Origin of the sequence: Pantoea sp. 18059, from assembly GCF_902706165.1 — a bacterium.
GTDB classification, from domain to species: domain Bacteria; phylum Pseudomonadota; class Gammaproteobacteria; order Enterobacterales; family Enterobacteriaceae; genus Pantoea; species Pantoea agglomerans.
In genome coordinates, this window is record NZ_CACSJS010000002.1 from 374,369 (window position 1) to 395,902 (window position 21,534).

At 54.3% G+C, this 21,534-nt stretch carries 17 protein-coding genes and 2 tRNA genes; 3 read left to right on the plus strand and 16 right to left on the minus strand.

Annotation, left to right across the window (positions count from 1 at the left end; genetic code table 11):
* Nucleotides 1-84: 84 nt before the first annotated feature.
* The 14 genes from pnp to rlmE all read right to left on the minus strand — a co-directional run bounded on the left by pnp (nt 85) and on the right by rlmE (nt 14,973).
* Nucleotides 85-2,223, minus strand: coding sequence for a polyribonucleotide nucleotidyltransferase (gene pnp, locus GVJ63_RS08505; protein ID WP_010251767.1), 2,139 nt, complete (start codon nt 2,221-2,223; stop codon nt 85-87).
* A 310-nt stretch (nt 2,224-2,533) separates the two neighbouring features.
* Nucleotides 2,534-2,803, minus strand: coding sequence for a 30S ribosomal protein S15 (gene rpsO, locus GVJ63_RS08510; protein WP_003851063.1), 270 nt, complete (start codon nt 2,801-2,803; stop codon nt 2,534-2,536).
* Between the two features lie 131 nt (nt 2,804-2,934).
* Nucleotides 2,935-3,879, minus strand: coding sequence for a tRNA pseudouridine(55) synthase TruB (truB, locus tag GVJ63_RS08515; protein WP_010251781.1), 945 nt, complete (start codon nt 3,877-3,879; stop codon nt 2,935-2,937).
* The gene (gene rbfA, locus GVJ63_RS08520) at nt 3,879-4,286 is read right to left on the minus strand and encodes a 30S ribosome-binding factor RbfA (protein ID WP_010251785.1); all 408 of its coding nucleotides are present in this window, start codon (nt 4,284-4,286) and stop codon (nt 3,879-3,881) included. The genes truB and rbfA overlap by 1 nt, the downstream gene beginning before the upstream one ends.
* Nucleotides 4,287-4,351: 65 nt before the next feature.
* On the minus strand, nt 4,352-7,045 hold the full coding sequence (gene infB, locus GVJ63_RS08525) for a translation initiation factor IF-2 (protein ID WP_010251789.1): 2,694 nt from the start codon (nt 7,043-7,045) through the stop codon (nt 4,352-4,354).
* A 17-nt stretch (nt 7,046-7,062) separates the two neighbouring features.
* Nucleotides 7,063-8,550, minus strand: coding sequence for a transcription termination factor NusA (nusA, locus tag GVJ63_RS08530; protein ID WP_010251792.1), 1,488 nt, complete (start codon nt 8,548-8,550; stop codon nt 7,063-7,065).
* Between the two features lie 24 nt (nt 8,551-8,574).
* Nucleotides 8,575-9,027: a ribosome maturation factor RimP gene (gene rimP, locus GVJ63_RS08535; protein WP_010251795.1), complete on the minus strand. Its 453-nt coding sequence runs from the start codon at nt 9,025-9,027 to the stop codon at nt 8,575-8,577.
* Between the two features lie 212 nt (nt 9,028-9,239).
* Nucleotides 9,240-9,316: transfer RNA gene (locus GVJ63_RS08540), tRNA-Met, on the minus strand.
* A 59-nt stretch (nt 9,317-9,375) separates the two neighbouring features.
* A tRNA-Leu gene (locus tag GVJ63_RS08545) sits at nt 9,376-9,462 on the minus strand.
* Nucleotides 9,463-9,499: 37 nt separating this feature from the next.
* Nucleotides 9,500-9,838 carry a preprotein translocase subunit SecG gene (gene secG / locus GVJ63_RS08550; protein WP_010251798.1) on the minus strand — a complete coding sequence of 113 codons (339 nt, stop codon included), beginning with the start codon at nt 9,836-9,838 and terminating at the stop codon, nt 9,500-9,502.
* Nucleotides 9,839-10,054: 216 nt separating this feature from the next.
* Nucleotides 10,055-11,389: a phosphoglucosamine mutase gene (glmM, locus tag GVJ63_RS08555; protein ID WP_010251799.1), complete on the minus strand. Its 1,335-nt coding sequence runs from the start codon at nt 11,387-11,389 to the stop codon at nt 10,055-10,057.
* Entirely contained in the window at nt 11,386-12,225 is an 840-nt protein-coding gene (gene folP / locus GVJ63_RS08560; RefSeq protein WP_010251803.1) for a dihydropteroate synthase, read from the minus strand. The genes glmM and folP overlap by 4 nt, the downstream gene beginning before the upstream one ends.
* 79 nt (nt 12,226-12,304) lie before the next feature.
* Nucleotides 12,305-14,230 (minus strand): ATP-dependent zinc metalloprotease FtsH, encoded by a 1,926-nt coding sequence (gene ftsH, locus GVJ63_RS08565; protein WP_010251805.1) that lies wholly within the window; start codon nt 14,228-14,230, stop codon nt 12,305-12,307.
* Between the two features lie 113 nt (nt 14,231-14,343).
* Nucleotides 14,344-14,973 (minus strand): 23S rRNA (uridine(2552)-2'-O)-methyltransferase RlmE, encoded by a 630-nt coding sequence (gene rlmE, locus GVJ63_RS08570; protein WP_010251807.1) that lies wholly within the window; start codon nt 14,971-14,973, stop codon nt 14,344-14,346.
* A gap of 127 nt (nt 14,974-15,100) precedes the next feature.
* Here rlmE and yhbY point away from each other — a divergent pair, with 127 nt between their 5' ends.
* Nucleotides 15,101-15,394, plus strand: coding sequence for a ribosome assembly RNA-binding protein YhbY (gene yhbY, locus GVJ63_RS08575; RefSeq protein ID WP_010251809.1), 294 nt, complete (start codon nt 15,101-15,103; stop codon nt 15,392-15,394).
* A 106-nt stretch (nt 15,395-15,500) separates the two neighbouring features.
* Here the strand turns inward: yhbY and greA are convergent, their stop codons facing one another.
* Entirely contained in the window at nt 15,501-15,977 is a 477-nt protein-coding gene (gene greA, locus GVJ63_RS08580; RefSeq protein ID WP_010251811.1) for a transcription elongation factor GreA, read from the minus strand.
* Nucleotides 15,978-16,226: 249 nt separating this feature from the next.
* Between greA and dacB the strand changes: the two genes are divergently transcribed.
* A complete protein-coding gene (gene dacB, locus GVJ63_RS08585; protein WP_010251813.1) occupies nt 16,227-17,660 on the plus strand; it encodes a serine-type D-Ala-D-Ala carboxypeptidase in 1,434 nt (477 codons plus the stop codon).
* Nucleotides 17,661-17,723: 63 nt separating this feature from the next.
* Here the strand turns inward: dacB and GVJ63_RS08590 are convergent, their stop codons facing one another.
* Nucleotides 17,724-19,991, minus strand: a complete 2,268-nt coding sequence (locus GVJ63_RS08590; RefSeq protein ID WP_159226716.1) for a TonB-dependent siderophore receptor — start codon at nt 19,989-19,991, stop codon at nt 17,724-17,726.
* 250 nt (nt 19,992-20,241) lie between these two features.
* Here GVJ63_RS08590 and fes point away from each other — a divergent pair, with 250 nt between their 5' ends.
* A complete protein-coding gene (gene fes, locus GVJ63_RS08595) occupies nt 20,242-21,447 on the plus strand; it encodes an enterochelin esterase (RefSeq protein ID WP_159226717.1) in 1,206 nt (401 codons plus the stop codon).
* The last annotated feature ends 87 nt before the right edge of the window (nt 21,448-21,534 follow it).

The window sequence follows — 21,534 nt, forward strand, 5'->3', positions numbered from 1 at the left end:
GCCTGCTGTGCACAAGGATTCCCGCCCTCGCGATGATACAAACGCCCCTCTCCGCCAGGCAGAGAGGGGCAAATCAGCAATGACTTATTCAGCAGCGTCAGGCGTGGTCACCGCGACAGCTTCTTCAGCCTGCGGCTTAGATTCTGTCGCTTCTTTGATGCTCAGACGTACACGGCCCTGGCGATCAACTTCCATCACCTTAACCGGTACTTCCTGACCCATCTGCAGATAGTCGGTCACTTTCTCAACGCGCTTATCAGCGATTTGTGAAATGTGAACCAGACCTTCTTTACCGCCGCCGATTGCAACAAAGGCGCCGAAGTCAACGATACGGGTCACTTTACCACTGTAAACGCGGCCCACTTCGATCTCTGCGGTAATCTCTTCGATACGACGAATCGCTTCTTTCGCTTTCAGACCATCGGTCGCAGCGATTTTCACGGTGCCGTCATCTTCAATTTCAATCGTTGTGCCGGTCTCTTCGGTCAGTGCACGAATCACTGAGCCGCCTTTACCGATCACATCTTTGATCTTGTCAGAGCTGATTTTGATGGTGTAAATGCGTGGTGCGAATTCAGAAATCTCAGTACGCGGTGTGCTGATAGCCTGTTCCATAACGCCCAGAATGTGCAGACGTGCACCACGGGCCTGGTTCAGCGCTTCCTGCATGATTTCACGCGTGATGCCTTCGATTTTGATGTCCATCTGCAGCGCGGTGATACCTTCACGGCTACCGGCTACTTTGAAGTCCATGTCGCCCAGGTGATCTTCATCGCCCAGGATGTCAGACAGAACAACAAACTTCTCATCTTCTTTCACCAGACCCATTGCGATACCGGCAACGGCGGCTTTGATTGGCACACCTGCATCCATCAGCGCCAGTGAGGCACCACAGACAGAGGCCATTGAAGAAGAGCCGTTAGATTCGGTGATTTCAGAAACAACACGAATGGTGTAAGGGAAATCTTCCGCTTTAGGCATTACCGCTAACACGCCGCGCTTCGCCAGACGACCGTGACCAATCTCACGACGCTTCGGCGAACCTACCATGCCGGTTTCGCCGACAGAGTATGGAGGGAAGTTGTAATGGAACAGGAAGCTGTCGGTACGTTCGCCCATCAGCTCATCAAGGTTCTGCGCATCACGGGTCGTACCCAGCGTTGCAGTAACCAGTGCCTGCGTCTCACCACGGGTGAACAGCGATGAACCGTGTGTACGTGGCAATACGCCAGTACGCACGTCCAGACCACGGATCATATCTTTTTCACGACCATCGATGCGTGGCTCGCCATTCAGGATGCGAGTACGAACGACGGTTTTTTCAAGGCTATGCACGATGTCGCCGATTTCTGAACCATCCAGCGTTTCATCTTCAGCCAGCAGCGCAGCGATGGTTTCGTCTTTAATGACGCCAACCTGGGTGTAACGCTCCTGCTTGTCAGTGATGCGGTAAGCATCGCTGATGCGCGCTTCTGCCAGGGCAGCAACGCGAGAAATCAGTGCGGTATTGGCCGCTTCTGGCTGCCAGTCCCAGCGTGGTTTGCCCGCTTCAGCAACCAGAGCATTAATGTTTTCGATAACGATCTGCTGCTGGTCGTGACCAAAGACCACGGCGCCCAGCATCTGCTCTTCTGACAGGATCTCAGCTTCAGATTCAACCATCAGAACGGCATTCTGCGTACCGGCAACCACCAGATCCAGACGGGACTGTTTCAGCTCATCTGCGGTTGGGTTCAGGACATATTGATCGTTGATGTAACCAACACGCGCAGAACCAATTGGGCCATTGAACGGCAGACCAGAAAGCGCCAGTGCAGCAGAAGCACCGATCATGGCAACGATGTCCGGGTGAACCTGTGGGTTCACAGAGACAACAGTGGCGATAACCTGAACTTCGTTAACAAAACCTTCCGGGAACAGCGGACGAATCGGGCGGTCAATCAGACGCGAAATCAGGGTTTCGCCTTCGCTTGGACGGCCTTCACGACGGAAGAAGCTGCCTGGGATACGACCAGCAGCGTAAGTACGCTCCTGATAGTTCACGGTCAGTGGGAAGAAATCCTGACCTGGTTTAGATTTTTTCTGACCTACTACAGTGACGAATACTGCAGTATCGTCCATGCTCACCATAACAGCGGCTGTCGCCTGGCGAGCCATCATGCCGGTTTCCAGCGTGACGGTATGTTGACCATATTGGAATTTGCGTACGATCGGATTCAGCAAAATCAAAGTCCTTAACTTCGGGGCATGGCTATCTGTAGCCCGCCATTGATTACCAATCTTCAGTTGCATCCTCGCGACTAATGACAACCCTCGACCGCCCCTGCGGTAAAGCCTCTCATTAGCCGCGCGAAATTCTGCAAACTAAAGATCACACTAAGCAACAATACATCAGTTTGGTCCGGATTGCTGCCGATTGCTCGAAAAAAGGGGCCATAAAGGCCCCCTCTTCACGAAACTCGCACAAATCTGATCGTAAGCTGCACAGAGTGCAAAAGCCCGCATAATGCCCCGACGATCAGATTCTTCAGACTTAGCGACGCAGACCGAGACTTTCGATCAGGCTGCTGTAGCGTGCAACGTCTTTACGCTTCAGGTAGTCCAGCAGCTTACGACGCTGAGATACCATGCGCAGCAGACCGCGGCGGCTGTGGTGGTCTTTTTTGTGCTCAGAGAAGTGACCCTGCAGATGGGTAATCTGCGCGGTCAACAGGGCAACCTGAACTTCAGTTGAACCGCTGTCGTTAGCACCACGGCCATATTTAGCAACGATCTCTGCTTTAGCTTCTACGCTTAGAGACATAATAAACTCCAGTAATAAATGAATGTATGGGTGCCGATCTCTAATTCAGCATCCCGCTTTAAAGCCGCGCTATTCTACTCTGCGCCCGATAGCAACGCAAATGCCCCATCAGCGAAAAGTGAACGCCTGGCTCAATCCTGATACTCAACCACTAAACGACGTGGCGCAAGCCGGCCATCGTCGGCAATTTCTGCCATACCGATAAACTTACGCGCTTCGCCTTCCGATACCCTTACCAGCCCCTGGGCAGGCGCATTGCTGGCCTGTACCGGCTGTCCCTGGCGGAAGAAATCTGCCACGGCAGGCGGGATATTCACTTCAGGGAAATCAGAGGCGGGGCTGTCCATTGGCAACAACAGCGGATCGAGCTGCGTTTCCAGTGGAATGCCGGCTTCTGTGGCTTCCGTCAGCAGGGTGTTGAGCTGTTCCAGCGTCACCATCCTTTCATACGGATAACGGGCAACCTGAACGCGACGCAGCATAATCACGTGCGCACCGCATCCCAGCTTTTCGCCCAGGTCATCGATGATGGTGCGGATATAGGTGCCTTTGGAGCAGTGAATTTCCAGCTCCAGCTCGTTATCCTGCCAGCGAATAAATTGCAGTTCATAGACAGTGATCGGACGCGGTTCACGCGCAATCTCAATGCCCTGACGCGCATATTCATACAGCGGGCGTCCCTGATGCTTCAGTGCCGAGAACATCGAAGGCACCTGCAGCGTTTCGCCACGGAAGCTCTCCAGAGCACTGTCCAGATCGGCCTGACTGAAGCTGACCGGACGCGTCTGCACGATGTTGCCATCGGCGTCTGACGTGTCGGTCCGCTCGCCCAGTCGGGCAATCACGCGATAGCGTTTGTCGGAATCGAGCAGATACTGCGAAAACTTAGTCGCTTCACCCAGGCAGATCGGCAACATGCCGGTAGCCAGAGGATCCAGCGCGCCGGTATGTCCTGCGCGATTCGCGTTAAAGATACGCTTCACTTTCTGCAGGACATCATTCGACGAGACGCCTTGTGGCTTATCCAGCAACAACACGCCATGGACGTCGCGACCGCGACGACGCGGACGACTCATTACGCCTCCTCGTCATCGCCAGTGGCGTCCGGACCACGGCGTTCAGTATCGTTCTTCACGACGCTGGTGACGAGATTGGACATGCGCATCCCTTCGACTAACGAGTTGTCGTAGAAGAAAGTCAGCTCAGGCACGATACGCAGACGCATCGCTTTGCCCAGCAGAATGCGGATATAACCTGACGCTTCTTTCAGCGCTTTCAGGCCATGTTTAATCGCTTCTTCATCTTTGTCGTTAAGGAAAGTCACGAACACTTTTGCGTAAGCGAGATCGCGTGAGACTTCAACGCCAGATACGGTGACCATCATGCCAAGACGTGGATCTTTGATCTCACGCTGCAGGATCATCGCAATCTCTTTTTGCAGCTCTTGTGAAACGCGCTGCGGGCGACCAAATTCTTTCGCCATCATTATTTCTCCCAAATAATTCGGGAGGCCAGAGGCCTCCCAAATTGCAACACATCAGCAGTCTATTACTCGATGGTGCGTTTAATTTCGATGATTTCAAACACTTCGATCATATCGCCAACGCGAACGTCGTTGTAGTTCTTCACGCCGATACCGCACTCCATGCCGTTACGCACTTCGTTGACGTCATCTTTAAAGCGACGCAGAGATTCCAGCTCGCCTTCGTAAATTACCACGTTGTCGCGCAGGACACGGATTGGATTGTGACGCTTGATGTTACCTTCCGTCACCATACAACCGGCAATCGCGCCAAACTTCGGTGATTTGAACACATCGCGCACCGCAGCCAGACCGATGATCTGCTGTTTGTACTCTGGTGCCAGCATGCCGCTCATCGCCGCTTTAACTTCGTCAATCAGGTTATAGATGACAGAGTAGTAGCGCAGATCCAGGCTTTCTGCGTCAATGACGCGACGCGCAGAGGCATCGGCACGAACGTTGAAGCCAAGGAGGATGGCGTTAGAGGCAGCAGCCAGGGTCGCATCGGTTTCGGTAATCCCGCCCACGCCTGAACCCACAATCTTCACCTTCACTTCGTCGGTGGAGAGTTTCTGCAGGGAGTCGGAGATTGCTTCCACAGAACCCTGAACGTCCGCTTTCAGAACGATGTTCAGTTCAGACACTTCGCCTTCGGTCATGTTAGCAAACATGTTCTCGAGCTTAGATTTCTGCTGGCGAGCCAGTTTAACTTCGCGGAATTTGCCCTGACGATAGAGCGCAACTTCACGTGCTTTCTTCTCGTCACGTACCACGGTCGCTTCATCACCCGCAGCCGGCACGCCGGACAGGCCCAGAATCTCAACCGGGATAGATGGACCCGCTTCCATGACTTCGCGACCCAGTTCGTCACGCATTGCACGAACGCGGCCATATTCGAAACCACAAAGAACGATGTCGCCTTTGTTCAGCGTACCTTCACGTACCAGCACGGTGGCAACCGGACCACGACCTTTGTCGAGGAACGATTCGATCACCACGCCGCTCGCCATACCTTCACGGATAGCGGTCAGCTCCAGCACTTCCGCCTGCAGCAGGATAGCGTTTAACAGGTCATCAATGCCGGTACCCGCTTTCGCAGAGACATTAACGAACATGTTTTCGCCGCCCCACTCTTCCGGAATGATACCGTACTGAGTCAGTTCGTTTTTAACACGATCCGGATCCGCTTCTGGCTTATCGCACTTGTTCACTGCAACCACAACCGGCACTTTAGCGGCTTTGGCGTGCTGAATAGCTTCGACAGTCTGTGGCATCACGCCATCGTCTGCTGCAACCACCAGGATAACGATATCGGTCGCCTGCGCACCACGTGCACGCATCGCGGTAAACGCGGCGTGGCCCGGGGTATCCAGGAAGGTGACCATACCGTTGTCGGTTTCAACGTGGTAAGCACCGATGTGCTGAGTAATACCGCCCGCTTCGCCAGAGGCGATTTTAGTGGAACGGATATAGTCCAGCAGGGACGTTTTACCGTGGTCGACGTGGCCCATGATGGTGACAACCGGAGCACGAGACTCCTGCGCAGCATCAGTATCACGATCGTCCATTACCGCTTCTTCCAGCTCGTTCTCACGACGCAGGGTCACTTTGTGGCCCATCTCTTCGGCAACGAGCTGTGCAGTTTCCTGGTCGATGACCTGGTTGATGGTCGCCATGGCGCCCATTCTCATCATCGCTTTAATGACCAGAGAACCTTTCACCGCCATTTTGTTAGCCAGTTCGGCTACGGTGATAGTTTCGCCAATCACAACATCGCGGTTAACGGCCTGCGCTGGCTTGTTGAAGCCCTGCTGCAGTGCGCTAGGTTTGCGATGCTTGCCGCCTTTACCACCACGAACCTGCGCACGCGCTTCTTCACGGTCAGTTTTGGCTTCAGAGTGTTTGTTGCCTTTTTTCGCCGGACGCGCAGCTTTAGCCGTAGTACGCGCACGCGCACGACCTGCTTCAACCTGACGGTCGTTTTCGTCTTCCGCCTGACGGGCATGGGTCGAAGTGGTGACGTGATAGTCGCCTTTATCCTCTTCTTCCGGTTTTTCCCATTCAGCTGATTTCTCTTCAGCCAGACGGCGGGCTTCTTCTGCTACGAGGCGGGCAGCCTCTTCAAGCTTACGGCGGGCTTCTTCTTCAGCTTTACGCTTCAGTTCGGCAGCTTCAGCTTCGCGACGGGCTTTGTCTGATTGCGCAGCCCTGGTCACTTCGTCGGTAGGTTGATTTGTCACTTTTTCATTTTCCGCTGCTGCACGTTTGGCCTTGTCAGCGGCTTCGCGCCTGGCTTTATCTTCGGCTTCACGTTGCGCTTTCTGTTCAGCTTCGCGACGGGCTTTTTCTTCAGCCTCGCGTTGCGCCTGCTCTTCCGCTTCACGCTGCGCCTCGGCTTCAGCTTCTGCCTGAGCTTGCTCAGCCTCTGCATCACCCTTCACATAGGTACGCTTTTTGCGGACTTCAATTTGCACCGACTTACTTTTACCCCCGGTGCCTGGAATATTCAAGGTGCTGCGCGTTTTACGCTGCAGCGTCAGCTTAGCTGAACCGACCTGACCGTGTTCACGGTTCAGATGAGATAGTAAGGTTTCTTTCTCTTGCTGGGTCACCGCGTCATTTTCAGACTTAGGGATCCCCGCATCAGCAAATTGCTGTACCAGGCGATCGACCGGAGTCTGAATTTCTGCGGCCAGCGATTTTACGGTTACATCTGTCATGCTGTTCCTTCCTGTTATTACGCGTCATCGCCGAACCAGCAGATATTACGTGCGGCCATAATCAGCGCGCCGGCTTGTTCATCAGACATGCCTTCAATATCCGTCAGATCGTCAACACCTTGCTCAGCGAGATCTTCCAGCGTGCAAACGCCTTTCGACGCCAGGCGGAACGCCAGCGCACGATCGAGGCCTTCAAGATTCAGAAGATCCTCAGCGGGCTCCTGATTTCCAAGACTCTCTTCTTTCGCCAGTGCCAGGGTGGTTAACGCATTTTTTGCTCGTTCACGCAGGGCTTCAATGGTCTCTTCGTCGAGGCCGTCGACTTCCAGCAGCTCGTTGATTGGCACATATGCCAGCTCTTCCAGCGAGGAGAAGCCCTCTTCCACCAGTACGGTGGCGAACTCTTCGTCGATGTCGAGATGTTTAGTGAACATATCGATCGCTGCATGTGCTTCAGCCTGATGCTTAGCCTGCAGATCATCGACGGTCATCACGTTCAGCTCCCAGCCACTCAGCTGTGAAGCGAGACGCACGTTTTGGCCGTTACGGCCGATCGCCTGAGCCAGATTGCCAGCTTCTACGGCGATATCCATGGTGTGGTTATCTTCATCAACCACGATTGACGCCACATCGGCCGGAGCCATGGCGTTAATAACAAACTGCGCCGGGTTATCGTCCCACAGCACGATATCGATACGCTCGCCGCCCAGTTCACTGGAAACTGCCTGAACACGCGCGCCGCGCATGCCCACACAGGCACCCACCGGATCAATACGTTTGTCGTTGGTTTTGACTGCAATTTTAGCGCGCGAACCCGGATCACGGGCAGCGGCTTTAATTTCAATCAGTTCTTCGCCAATTTCTGGCACCTCGATGCGGAACAGTTCAATCAGCATTTCTGGTTTAGAACGCGTCACGAACAGTTGCGCGCCACGCGCTTCCGGACGTACAGAGTAGAGTACGCCACGAATACGGTCGCCTGGACGGAAGTTTTCACGCGGCAGCATATCTTCGCGCAGAATCACCGCTTCGGCATTGCTGCCTAAGTCGAGGGAAATGTTGTCGCGGTTAACTTTCTTCACCACGCCCGTGATAATTTCGCCTTCCTGCTCACGGAACTGATCAACCACCATTGCGCGCTCAGCTTCGCGCACTTTTTGCACGATAACCTGCTTAGCGGTCTGGGTGGTGATACGGTCAAAGGTGACCGATTCAATCTGATCTTCGACATATTCGCCCAGATTGAATGCTTCATCTTCGAAGCGGGCCGCATCCAGCGTGATCTCGCGCGTCGGCTGTGTCACCTCTTCTACGATTTCCCAGCGGCGGAAAGTATCGAAATCGCCACTGCGGCGATCAATGCTGACGCGTACCTCAATTTCCTGCTCATACTTTTTCTTGGTCGCAGTCGCCAGCGCGCTCTCCAGCGCTTCGAAGATTTTCTCACGCGGCAGGGCTTTTTCGTTAGAAACGGCTTCTACAACAGCTAAGATCTCTTTGTTCATCCTGGTTAGCCTCAATCCGGACTTTTAAAAGTGGGGGACCAGGTTCGCTTTCTGAATATTACTCAGTGCGAACACTTCATCGCTACCCTCAACGTGCACCGTGATCATCTCGCCATCAACTGACTTAATGGTTCCCTGCCATTTACGGCGGTTCTGAACGGCCATACGCAACACCAGACTCACTTCTTCACCCATAAAGCGGGTGTAGTGTTCTGCAGTGAACAGAGGACGATCGAGTCCCGGTGAAGAGACTTCTAGGTTGTAAGGGACCGTAATGGGATCTTCAACATCCATTACCGCACTTACCTGGTGGCTGACATCGGCGCAATCATCGACATTGATGCCATCTTCACTATCAATATAGATGCGCAGGATAGATGTGCGACTACGAACGAATTCAATTCCAACCAGTTCGTAACCCAGCGCTTCTACGGGAGCCGATACCAACTCTGTCAATTTTTGCTCTAATGTGGACAAGCCCACCCCCAAGACATAAAAAAAGGGCCTATAGCCCAGTATTACGATTCGCTAATAACAAAAAACCCCGAATATTCGGGGCTTTTAATCACTGGACCCGGTATGCCGCAATGCGGCCCGGACTCCATCCAAAGAATTTTCTTTCAAAAAATAACCGTGAATGCGTACGTCGATGCATACAGTATATTTGAAAAAGAACTCAAAGGGAAAATTGGTTGCGGGGGCCGGATTTGAACCGACGACCTTCGGGTTATGAGCCCGACGAGCTACCAGGCTGCTCCACCCCGCGTCCGAAAACGTGGCGAATAATACGCCAGACCTGCATAAAATGCAAGGGATACTGCTATTTGGTACCGAGGACGGGACTTGAACCCGTAAGCCCAATCGGGCACTACCACCTCAAGGTAGCGTGTCTACCAATTCCACCACCACGGCACTGCACTGACCACAACGATTCGTTGTGCTGACGACCTTACTTAGGAATATCGCTGCCCGGCGTTACCGGTTGAGCTGGCTTTTCAGTCTGTTGAGAAGACTGCGCCGGCGCAGAAAGATTTTCCCACTCGCTTCCTTTAGACGCTTTATTGCTGTTCAGATTACCCAGAACCAGGCTGATGATGAAAAACAGCGCTGCTAAGATGCCGGTTGTACGAGTCATGAAGTTACCTGAACCCGAAGAACCAAACACCGTACCGGATGCGCCTGCACCGAATGAGGCTCCCATATCAGCGCCTTTGCCTTGCTGCAGCATGATCATACCCACGAGGGCGATAGCTACAATAAGGAAAACTACTAAAAGAGCTTGGTACATATCATCCTGTTCCTTGCACGGTAATCGTACAGTTAAAGCTTCAACCAGTATTGATGGGGAGTCTCGTCATCACCCATCAGAAGCGGGTGTGAATACTAACCAAAGGCGCATATCTCTGCAAGTGCAATTTTTACTACCCATACTGTTTGCAGAAAAAAACGCCATCCCGGTGATTTTACAGGCAGTTCAGCACCCTGCAGACCGCCTGTTACTGTTTTAAACGGCCTTGACCTGGTCGGCGATGCGATTCGCCAGTTCGGTAACCTGCGCCTCATTTTCGCCTTCGACCATGACACGAATCAGTGGCTCAGTACCTGATTTACGCAGCAGAACGCGTCCGCGACCCGCCAGCGCTTTTTCCACTTCGGCCGTGACAGCTTTTACCGCGTCACTCTGAAGCGGATCATGTTCGCCCGCAAAGCGTACGTTAACCAGGACCTGCGGCAGCATCTTCATGCCACTACAGAGATCGTGCAGGCTCATGTGGTTACGCACCATCGCAGTGAGCACTTGCAAACTTGCAACGATACCGTCACCAGTTGTGGTTTTATCCAGCAGGATCACATGACCGGAGTTCTCTGCACCGAGACGCCAGCCCTTCTCCTGCATCTTCTCCAGTACATAACGGTCACCGACTTTGGCACGGGTAAACGGAATGCCAAGCTGTTTCAGCGCTAACTCCAGCCCCATGTTACTCATCAGCGTACCCACGACGCCACCGCGTAACTGTCCCTGACGCAGGGCTTCACGCGCAATGATGTAGAGGATCTGGTCGCCATCAACTTTGTCACCCAGATGGTCAATCATCATGATGCGATCGCCGTCACCGTCGTAGGCCAGGCCGATATCAGCCTTCTCCGCCAGCACGCGCTGCTGCAGCAGTTTGAGATCGGTGGCACCGCACTCTTTGTTGATGTTCATGCCGTCTGGCTGGACACCGATAGCAATCACCGTCGCGCCCAGTTCACGTAATACATTCGGCGCAATGTGGTAGGTGGCGCCATTGGCGCAGTCGACCACAATTTTCAGGCCATTCAGATTCAGTTCGCTGGGGAAAGTCCCTTTGCAGAACTCAATGTAACGCCCTGCTGCATCCACAATACGGCTGGCACGACCTAACTGCGCTGATTCAACACAGGTAATCGGCTTTTCCATCTCCAGCTCAATCGCCTCTTCAACGTCGTCGGGCAGTTTGGTGCCCTCGGACGAGAAGAATTTAATTCCGTTGTCGTCAAAGGGGTTATGTGACGCTGAAATCACAATGCCCGCCTCTGCGCGGAAGGTACGGGTCAGATAGGCGATGGCTGGTGTCGGCATCGGGCCGGTAAAGGCGGCCGTCAGGCCTGCTGCAGCGAGACCGGCTTCCAGCGCGGACTCCAGCATATAACCAGAGATACGGGTATCTTTACCGATGATGATCTTCTTTGAACCGTGGCGCGCCAGCACTTTACCTGCGGCCCAGCCCAGCTTCAGGACGAAATCGGGGGTGATGGGTGCTTCACCGACTTTGCCACGAATGCCGTCTGTACCGAAATATTTACGATTACTCATGATACTCCTTTTGCTCTTCGGGTCGCTTCGACCACGCGCATCGCTTCAGCCGTCTCTTTTACATCATGGGCGCGAATAATCTGCGCGCCCTGCATAGCAGCAATCACCGCGCAACTCAGGCTGCCGGTTAAACGCTGTGACGGGCCGACGTTTAACAGCTGGCCAATCATCGATTTACGCGACATCCCCACTAACAGCGGCAGGCCGAAGTGGTGAAAATCGCCAAGATGAGCCAGCAGTTCATAATTGTGGCTGAGATTTTTACCGAAACCGAAGCCCGGGTCGAGTATCAGACGCTCTTTTTTAATGCCCGCTGCTTCGCAGCGCGCTATCTGCTGAGCGAAGTAAGTGTCCACTTCGCTTAAAATATTTTCGTAAACCGGTGCCTGCTGCATGGTGCGCGGTTCGCCCTGCATATGCATTAAACAGACGGGCAGTCCGGTTGCGGTTGCGGCTTCCAGTGCTCCGGGTTCAGAAAGCGAACGCACGTCGTTTATGATGTGAGCACCTACTCGCGCGGCTTCCCGGATGACGTCAGCTTTAGAGGTGTCCACTGAAATCCAGACTTCGAAACGCTGGGCAATGGCATCGATGACCGGAATCACCCGCTCCAGCTCCTCCTCCACACTCACTTCATCCGCGCCAGGACGGGTTGATTCCCCGCCCACATCGATGATGGTTGCACCTGCATTGACCATCTCATTGGTATGCGTTAGCGCATCAACCAGCGCGTTATGCTTTCCACCATCTGAAAAGGAGTCCGGCGTGACGTTAAGAATGCCCATCACATGTGGAAAAGATAAATCGAGATGGGAATCACGGGCGAACAACTTCATGGCGGAAACTCCTTGCTGATCAATATCTGGATGTAAAAAACCCCGGACCAGCCGGGGTTTTGTCTGACGATGTTGCGTCTTATTTGTTGTACTGCTCTGACATGGTATTGCCTGGGTTTGGCGTACGCGGTTCATCAACCGGGCGTGGCGCCTTTGGCGTACCGTTGCTGTCTGAGTTGCTGCCTGGATCTTCCCAGCCCGCTGGCGGACGCACTTCGCGGCGCGCCATCAGGTCGTCGATCTGCGGTGCATCAATGGTTTCATACTTCATCAGCGCGTCTTTCATCGCGTGAAGGATGTCCATGTTCTCACCCAGAATCTGACGAGCACGCTGGTAGTTGCTGTCGATCAGGTGCTTAACTTCCTGGTCGATGATGCGGGCCGTTTCATCAGACATATGTTTCGCTTTCGCGACAGAACGTCCGAGGAACACTTCACCCTCTTCTTCTGCATAGAGCAACGGACCCAGTTTTTCAGAGAAGCCCCACTGCGTCACCATGTTACGCGCCAGATTGGTCGCAACTTTAATATCGTTGGACGCACCGGTAGAAACACGTTCTGCACCGTAGATGATCTCTTCTGCCAGACGACCGCCGTAAAGCGTTGAGATCTGGCTTTCCAGTTTCTGACGGCTGGCGCTGATCGCGTCGCCTTCAGGCAGGAAGAAGGTCACACCCAGTGCGCGACCGCGCGGGATAATCGTTACTTTATGAACCGGGTCATGCTCTGGCACCAGGCGACCAATAATGGCGTGGCCTGCTTCGTGGTAGGCAGTTGACTCTTTCTGCGATTCCGTCATCACCATGGAGCGACGTTCCGCACCCATCATGATTTTGTCTTTCGCTTTCTCGAACTCCACCATCGAAACCACACGCTTGTTTGAACGGGCCGCGAACAGCGCTGCTTCGTTAACAAGGTTGGCCAGATCGGCACCCGAGAAGCCTGGCGTACCACGTGCAATGATTGCTGCATCAACATCAGTTGCCAGCGGCACACGACGCATATGCACTTTCAGGATCTGCTCACGACCGCGAACATCTGGCAGGCCAACAACAACCTGACGGTCAAAGCGTCCTGGACGCAGCAGCGCAGGGTCCAGGACGTCAGGACGGTTAGTTGCGGCGATAACGATAATACCTTCATTACCTTCGAAACCATCCATCTCAACCAGCATCTGGTTCAGCGTCTGCTCACGTTCGTCATGTCCACCGCCTAAACCGGCGCCACGCTGACGACCGACTGCGTCGATCTCATCGATAAAGATGATGCATGGAGCCGCTTTTTTGGCCTGTTCGAACATGTCACGCACACGGGATGCACCGACACCGACAAACATTTCCACAAAGTCAGAACCGGAGATGGTAAAGAAAGGCACCTTCGCTTCGCCGGCAATCGCTTTTGCCAGCAAGGTTTTACCGGTACCCGGTGGCCCCACCATCAGAACGCCTTTTGGAATCTTACCGCCCAGCTTCTGGAAACGGCTTGGCTCACGCAGATATTCCACCAGCTCAGCAACTTCATCTTTCGCTTCGTCACAACCTGCTACGTCGGCGAAAGTGGTTTTAATCTGGTCTTCCGTCAACATGCGGGCTTTGCTCTTGCCGAAGGACATCGCGCCCTTACCGCCGCCGCCCTGCATCTGACGCATAAAGAAGATCCACACACCGATCAGCAGCAACATCGGGAACCACGAAATGAAGATTGAAGCCAGCAGGCTTGGTTCTTCCGGCGGTTCGCCAACCACTTTGACGTTTTTGGTCAAGAGGTTATCGAGCAACTTGGGATCGTTGACAGGAATGTAGGTCGTGTATTTATTGCTGTCTTTTTTAACGACGTTAATTTCACGCCCGTTAATACGTGCCTCGCGGACCTGATCCTGGTTCACTTCCGACAGGAAGGTTGAATAATCAACCCGACGGCCATTCGACTCGCTGGGCCCAAAGCTCTGGAATACTGACATCAGCACGACCGCGATGACTAACCAGAGAATCAGGTTTTTCGCCATGTCACTCAAGGGATTAACCTCATATTACAACGGTGTTAACAGATAGCGTAGGGTACTATAGATCCCGCATACATGGAATCGCAGCAAAACTGCGGACTTCTCCAGCAATTTGGTTATAGTTTGCGCCCAGTCGCCACAATATACACTTCACGTGAACGTGAACGTGAAGCGTCCGGCTTACGAATTTTCACTTTCGTAAACAGGGAGCGAATTTCCCGCAGGTATTCATCGAAGCCATCTCCCTGAAACACTTTCACTACAAAACTGCCGCCAGGTGCCAGGATATCCCGACACATCTCCAGCGCCAGCTCGACTAAATACATCGACCGGGGAATATCTACGGCAGGTGTACCACTCATATTCGGCGCCATATCGGACATGACAACCTGAACTTTTTGATCGCCAACGCGTTCAAGCAGCGCATTGACCACCGATTCTTCACGAAAATCGCCCTGAAGGAAATCGACACCGACTATCGGATCCATTGGCAGGATATCACAGGCAATGACTCGCCCTTTGTTCCCAATTTGCTGTACCACATATTGCGACCAGCCTCCGGGTGCAGCACCCAGATCTACCACGGTCATGCCGGGTTTGAAAAGCTTGTCACCCTGTTGTATTTCATCAAGTTTAAACCAGGCGCGCGAACGCAACCCTTTTTTATGCGCCTGGAGCACATATTTATCGCTAAAGTGTTCCTGAAGCCAGCGGCCGGAGCTGGCCGAACGCTTTTTACCCGTCATAATATTTCCAACTAAATCGTCATCGTAGCGATAAACCTGCACGCAATGGGTTGCGTCGATTTGGTGATATACCCGAGATGGCGGTAGAATGAACCGTTTTCAATCCCTGAGTAAGTAAAAAACTACGATGAATCTAAGTACCAAACAAAAACAGCACCTCAAGGGCCTCGCCCATCCGCTCAAGCCAGTGGTTATGCTGGGTGGCAATGGCCTGACTGAAGGCGTGCTGGCCGAAATCGAGCAGGCTCTGTCGCATCACGAACTGATCAAGGTAAAAATCGCCTCGGAAGATCGTGAAACGAAACAGCTGATCGTTGAGGCTATCGTGCGTGAGACCGGTGCCAGCAACGTACAGGTGATCGGCAAAACGCTGGTGCTGTATCGCCCCTCTAAAGAGAGCAAAATTTCTCTGCCACGCTAAGTGGGCAAAGAAAGTGACATGCTCTTACCTCAGATAAAAGGCCGCAATGCGGCCTTTTTCCTTTCTTTACATTGTGCTTTAACGCTTTTCAAAGCGTAGCAACATCTTAAAGGTATTCCACCTTCAGGATTTCATACTCAACGTCGCCGCCCGGGGTTTTCACGATAGCCACGTCATCGGCCTCTTTACCCACCAGGCCACGCGCCATCGGCGAATTGACCGAAATCAGATTTTGCTTAAAGTCCGCTTCGTCATCGCCCACAATGCGATACGTGGCTTCTTCGTCGGTTTCGACGTTCAGCACGGTAACGGTTGCACCGAAAATCACGCGTCCGGTTTTCGGCATCTGAGTGACGTCGATAACCTGCGCATTGGAGAGTTTGGCTTCAATCTCCTGAATACGGCCTTCGCAAAAACCCTGCTCTTCACGCGCAGCGTGATATTCCGCGTTCTCTTTTAAATCGCCATGTTCGCGTGCATCAGCGATAGAGGCGATAATGCGCGGGCGCTTCACGGTTTTCAGCTCGTTCAGCTCTTCGCGCAATCTTTCAGCGCCTCTTAACGTCATCGGAATCTGATTCATTTAAGCTCCTCGCCATCTTTCCTGTTTAACGATGTCATCCTGACCGGTGACTGCAGAAAAAAGCGTTCTGCGGCGCATTAGCCCGTTTTTGCAAATAAAAGAATCCTGACCCGGAGATGCTTCCAGGCCAGAAAAGAGTTTTGCAATTTGATACGTATTTTACCCCAGAGTTCCCTGCGGGTCATCGTTTACTTTGCACCGTCCAGCGACGTAGTATTGACGCCCTCACCTGCCAGTTACCGCGAGATTATGCGATTTTCACGACTTGTTACCGGATTAAGCTGCGCATTTATGCTGCAGGCACACGCAGCGCCAGTTGATGAATACATGCAGTACCTGCCAGACGGCGCCAATCTGGCGCTGATGGTACAAAAAGTAGGCGCATCAACACCGATTATTGATTATCACGGAAAACAGATGGCCCTGCCCGCCAGTACCATGAAAGTGGTGACGGCGCTGGCAGCATTGCTGGAGCTGGGTGGCGACTTCCGTTTTCAGACCACTTTTGAGACTCGCGGCGCCATTATCGATGGCACCCTGAACGGCGATTTAGTCGCACGTTTCGGCGGTGATCCCACCTTAAGCCGTCAGGATCTGCGCAACATGGTGGCGGCGATAAAGAAGCAGGGCATTAACCATATCAAAGGCAATCTGGTTATCGACACCTCCGTTTTTGCCAGTCACGATATGGCGCCGGGCTGGCCGTGGAACGATATGACCCAGTGCTTCAGTGCTCCGCCGGGTGCGGCAATCGTTGATAAAAACTGCTTCTCGGTGTCGCTCTACAGTGCTAATACGCCGGGTGAGAATGCCTTTGTACGTATCGCCTCCTATTATCCGGCGCATATGTACAGCCAGGTGCGCACCATTGGCCGCAACAGCGGCGAAGGGCAATATTGCGAGCTGGATGTGGTGCCGGGCGAGCTGAACCGCTACACCCTCACGGGCTGTATGCGCCAGCGCGCGGAACCACTGCCGCTGGCATTTGCGGTGCAGGATGGCGCGGCCTGGGCTGGCGAAATCCTCAAGGCGGAACTGCGGTCGTCTGAGATTGATTACAGCGGGCATCTGGTGCGACAGACGCAGGTCACCGAACCGGGTACCGTGCTGGCATCGACCCAGTCCGCGCCGCTGCATACGCTGCTGCACACCATGCTGAAGAAGTCAGACAACATGATTGCCGACACGGTGTTTCGCACCATTGGTCATCACTACTTCAATGTGCCCGGCACGTTCCGCGCCGGACAGGATGCCGTTCGCCGCATCCTGAAAGCCAAAGCCAATGTCGACATGGGTAATAGCATTCAGGTGGATGGTTCAGGTCTCTCCCGCCATGACCTGATTTCGCCGCAAACCATGATGCAGGTATTGCAGTTCATTGCGAAGAATGACAACACGCTGGATTATATTTCGATGCTGCCGCTGGCAGGTTACGACGGCACGCTGCAGTATCGCGGCGGGCTGCATGAGGCGGGGCTGGATGGCAAAGTCTCGGCGAAAACCGGCTCACTGCAGGGCGTCTATAACCTGGCGGGCTTTATCACCACCTCCAGTGGTGCGCGGGTGGCATTCGTTCAGTTCCTTTCCGGTTATGCGGTCCCGCCGGAAGATCAGCGTACCCGCCGTATTCCGCTGGTGCGATTTGAGAGCCGTCTCTACCGCGATATCAATCAGAACAACTGATTATTCAGTCATGAAAAAAGCGCAGCGGTCAGGTCAACCGCTGCGCTTTTTATTGCCCGTCCATCAGAAGCGGGTATTCACGCTCATATACCAGGTGCGGCCCGACTCGTTAAAGGTATTGGCCCCTGCGCCATAGAGCCACGCTCCGGTGGTGGCATTGCCGGTGGTCTGCGCGTTGCCCTGACGGAAATGGCGCTTGTCGAACAGGTTGTCGATACCCACGGTAACGCTGGCATATTTATTAACGTCATAGGTGCCGCTCATGCCCACAACCGAATAGGGGCTCACCTGATCGGTGGCGCTACCGGTAACGGCGTTACCTTTATAGTCATATTTCTTCGGTACCTGTTTACCGTACCAGGTCAGGGTCGTTTGCAGGGAGAGGTCCTGCATCGCCTGCCAGCTCAGCGTCGAATTGAGCGTATATTCCGGAATAATCGACAGACGATCGCCGGTCTCTTTATTCTTACTCTGCAGCATGTAAGTGAAGTTATTGTTCCACGTTACGCTATCGGAGAACGGGACATTGACCGTGCCTTCCAGCCCCTCGACGACTGCTTTGGGCACATTTTCCCATTTGTAGATGTCGGTTTTGCCGTTAGATGCGGTGCCGGTTGGCGCCGTGCCAGCCTCGATCTTGTTACGGTAGTCGTTGCGGAACCAGGTCAGGCCCGCCTGGTAGCCATCGCGCTTCCATTCGACCCCAATCTCTTTATTGATGCTGTTTTCCGCTTTCAGATCGTCATTACCCATCAGATAACAGGCACCGGCACTGGCGGCACAGCCCTGACCGTTGCTGTAGAGCAGATAGTTCGGGTTGGTCTGATAGAGGCTCGGGGCTTTATAGGCGCGCGCAATACCCATTTTCAGTGTGAACTCATCGCCTAATCCCTGTGACAGGTTGAGCGACGGACTCCAGTTATCGCCGACAATCGAATGGTGATCGAAGCGCAGGCCCGGCGTCAGCATGGTGCTGTCGGTCAGCTCAATATTGTCTTCGGCAAACAGCGAGAAGATTTCCGCCTGTGAATAGGGTGTGCGGCCGGTCGTAGCGATACCGGGAATCGACCCGTAGCTGGCGGCCTGCGTCGTTGATGAAGGATCCTTCATCCGCTGCTGATTCCATTCCGTCCCGAAAGTCGCGGTCTGGTTCACCAGCCATTCAAACGGCACGCTGATCTCACTGTGCAACAACACATCATCCAGCTGGATGGTATTGAAGTTGCTGTTGGCGAAGATGCCTTCGGTGCCGCCTGCCAGCCCCTCATTCAGACGCGCGTTGCGGGTGTTCTCATATTGCGCGTAGGTATTGGTGCTGATGCCATTATCCCAGGCACCGGTCCACTTAACAGAAAAGTTCTGCCGATAGAGCCGGTTGGTCTCGTCACCATATTTGCTTTTCACCAGGGCGTTGGTATTGGTGTTCTGCGTGTCCCCGGCGTAGAGGTTGCCCTGACGACTGTAACCGGCCCCCACTTCCAGCGTCTGCATCGGCGCAAATGCCCAGCGCAGCAGGCCATGAATATCTTTGTTGATCGAGCCTTCCCGGCCCGCCGGGTACGATCCGGCGTAACTGCCGGTGCGGTCTGCAGCGTGCCCTTCATTAATGTCGTAAGCATCAGCCTGCGTTTTTGCCAGTCCGCCATAGAGCCTGAAACTGACATCATCGCCCAGCGGCCCTTCAAGGCTGAAGTTGGTGCGACGGGTCGCGCCCTCCTCCTTGTGTTCCGGCACGTTGTAATAGGCGCTCCATGAGCCGTGCCACTGATTATCCATCTCTTTTTTAGTGATGATGTTCACCACGCCGCCCGCTGCGCCGTTACCGTAACGGGCCGCTGCCGGACCGCGGATCACCTCAATGCGATCAATGATCTCTGGCGGTACCCAGTTGGTGTCGCCGCGCGTATCACGCTCGCCACGCCAGCCAAGCCGAACCGCGTTGCGGCTGGTCACCGGCAATCCATCAATCAGAATCAGGGTATTTTCCGGCCCCATGCCGCGGATATCGATCTGGCGATTGTTTCCGCGCTGGCCGCTGGTGGAGTTACCGGTCAGATTGACGCCAGGCATGGTGCGGATAATTTCGGCGACATCGCGTGCGGGTGGATGTTTTTTAATTTCGTCGGCGGTGATGGTCGACACGCCAGGTGCCTGCAACGTCTGCTCGGCGGCGGTCACCATCATGGTGTCGTCGTGGAGGGTATCGGAGGGGCTGCTGTCGATAGCCGGTTGGCGGGTGGCTTCAGCAGCCACGGCACCGACAGAAATGAGAGAGGCGGTGAAACCCAGTTCAATCATAATGGCTAACGAAAGCCGGGATAACTTTTTCATTTTTCTGTTCCTGGAGTGCCGGCGAGGATGCCACTGCCGGCGTGCCGGTAAAAAAGTAATAACCTTGCCTGCAACGTTTTCCCCTTGTCGCCGGGCCAGCGTCAGAACCGCTTTGCATCAGTCTGAAAGCCGGTGCGGCAGAGAGGATGCGCGCGCTCCCTGTCGGGCGGAAACACCCTATTGCAAATGCAAATAATTATCAATACTATTATTCATAACATGTATGACCCTAATCAAGGGTGATCGAAAGATGGCGCGTATGACGTGGTTAAGTGAAGAAACCGGCAGTGAACGCTGGTGGCAACAGCAGCAGCAACGGGGCATTCCTCTGGTTGAAGCTGGCGAAAAGGGAACCTGTCAGGTCACCTTTTTCTGGCGCGATCCCCAGGGTGACACGCAGCACTCCGATACCCGGCGCGTCTGGATCAATATTACCGGCGTAACCGATCATCATCATTCAGCGGTCCCCTCCTCATTAACGCCTGTTCCCGATACCGATGTCTGGTGGTGGCAAACCGCTCTGCCCGCTGACTGGCGCGGCAGCTACTGCCTGATTCCTGATAGTCAGGAAGAGACTTTTACCGGGCAGGCCGATATGCAGTCAGTGCGCCAGTGGTGGAGTCAGAAATTCCCGCAGGCGCAAAGCGATCCGCTGAATCCTCTGCGAAGCTGGGCGGGTGGACGCGGAATGAGGGTCTCGCCACTGCACCTGCCACACGCGCCGGATCAGCAGGTGTGGCGTGCAGTTGATGAGGGCCGTGCCGCCGATATTCCGCTGCAACACTATTTGTGGCGCAGCGAACGGCTGGGGAACCAGCGTCAGATCTGGATCTCTGTTACCGGAGACGCCAGTGCAGGCGATCGTCCGCTGGTACTGCTGCTGGATGGTCAGTTCTGGGCACAGACCATGCCGGTTGCCGGCCCGCTTCAGCAACTGACAGAGACAGGCGAACTGCCCCCTGCGGTCTATGTCATGATCGACATCATCGACCGCGAACACCGCACGCGTGAGCTGACCTGTAACCCTGACTTCTGGCTGGCGATTCAGCACGAGCTGTTGCCGCAGGTTCAGCGCTGGGCGCCGTTTCGTGCCGACAGCACGCTGGTAGCGGGACAGAGTTTTGGCGGCCTTTCTGCCGCTTACGCCACCCTGACCTGGCCGGAAACCTTTGCTGGGGCGATCAGCCTCTCCGGTTCGTTCTGGTGGCCCGCGCGCGGCGATCCCAATGGCTGGCTGCCACAGCAGTTACAACAGGGCTTACTGCAGGCACCCCCTCGCCGCTTCTACCTGGAAGCGGGACGACGCGAACGGCTGATTCTGGCAGCAAACCAGCAGTTTCAGCACGATCTGACCGCTGCCGGACATCAGGTCAGCTATCACCCGGTCGAAGGCGGTCACGATGCGCTGTGCTGGCGCGGCGGACTGCTGGCAGGCCTTAAAGCCATGTGGCAATAGCCCTAACCCGCTTATATTCCGCCTTCTGCGCGCCACTGAAAGATATTGGATATGCAGGACAGCGGCGTTAGCGCGCCCGGTGACTGC

What these genes read in the sequence shown, in the direction of transcription:
- rpsO (WP_003851063.1), bottom strand. Translation starts at nt 2,803, where the DNA reads ATGTCTCTAAGCGTAGAAGCTAAAGCAGAGATCGTTGCTAAATATGGC.
- truB (WP_010251781.1), bottom strand. Translation starts at nt 3,879, where the DNA reads ATGAGTCGTCCGCGTCGTCGCGGTCGCGACGTCCATGGCGTGTTGTTG.
- rbfA (WP_010251785.1), bottom strand. Translation starts at nt 4,286, where the DNA reads ATGGCGAAAGAATTTGGTCGCCCGCAGCGCGTTTCACAAGAGCTGCAA.
- infB (WP_010251789.1), bottom strand. Translation starts at nt 7,045, where the DNA reads ATGACAGATGTAACCGTAAAATCGCTGGCCGCAGAAATTCAGACTCCG.
- nusA (WP_010251792.1), bottom strand. Translation starts at nt 8,550, where the DNA reads ATGAACAAAGAGATCTTAGCTGTTGTAGAAGCCGTTTCTAACGAAAAA.
- secG (WP_010251798.1), bottom strand. Translation starts at nt 9,838, where the DNA reads ATGTACCAAGCTCTTTTAGTAGTTTTCCTTATTGTAGCTATCGCCCTC.
- glmM (WP_010251799.1), bottom strand. Translation starts at nt 11,389, where the DNA reads ATGAGTAATCGTAAATATTTCGGTACAGACGGCATTCGTGGCAAAGTC.
- folP (WP_010251803.1), bottom strand. Translation starts at nt 12,225, where the DNA reads ATGAAGTTGTTCGCCCGTGATTCCCATCTCGATTTATCTTTTCCACAT.
- ftsH (WP_010251805.1), bottom strand. Translation starts at nt 14,230, where the DNA reads ATGGCGAAAAACCTGATTCTCTGGTTAGTCATCGCGGTCGTGCTGATG.
- rlmE (WP_010251807.1), bottom strand. Translation starts at nt 14,973, where the DNA reads ATGACGGGTAAAAAGCGTTCGGCCAGCTCCGGCCGCTGGCTTCAGGAA.
- yhbY (WP_010251809.1), top strand. Translation starts at nt 15,101, where the DNA reads ATGAATCTAAGTACCAAACAAAAACAGCACCTCAAGGGCCTCGCCCAT.
- greA (WP_010251811.1), bottom strand. Translation starts at nt 15,977, where the DNA reads ATGAATCAGATTCCGATGACGTTAAGAGGCGCTGAAAGATTGCGCGAA.
- dacB (WP_010251813.1), top strand. Translation starts at nt 16,227, where the DNA reads ATGCGATTTTCACGACTTGTTACCGGATTAAGCTGCGCATTTATGCTG.
- GVJ63_RS08590 (WP_159226716.1), bottom strand. Translation starts at nt 19,991, where the DNA reads ATGAAAAAGTTATCCCGGCTTTCGTTAGCCATTATGATTGAACTGGGT.
- fes (WP_159226717.1), top strand. Translation starts at nt 20,242, where the DNA reads ATGGCGCGTATGACGTGGTTAAGTGAAGAAACCGGCAGTGAACGCTGG.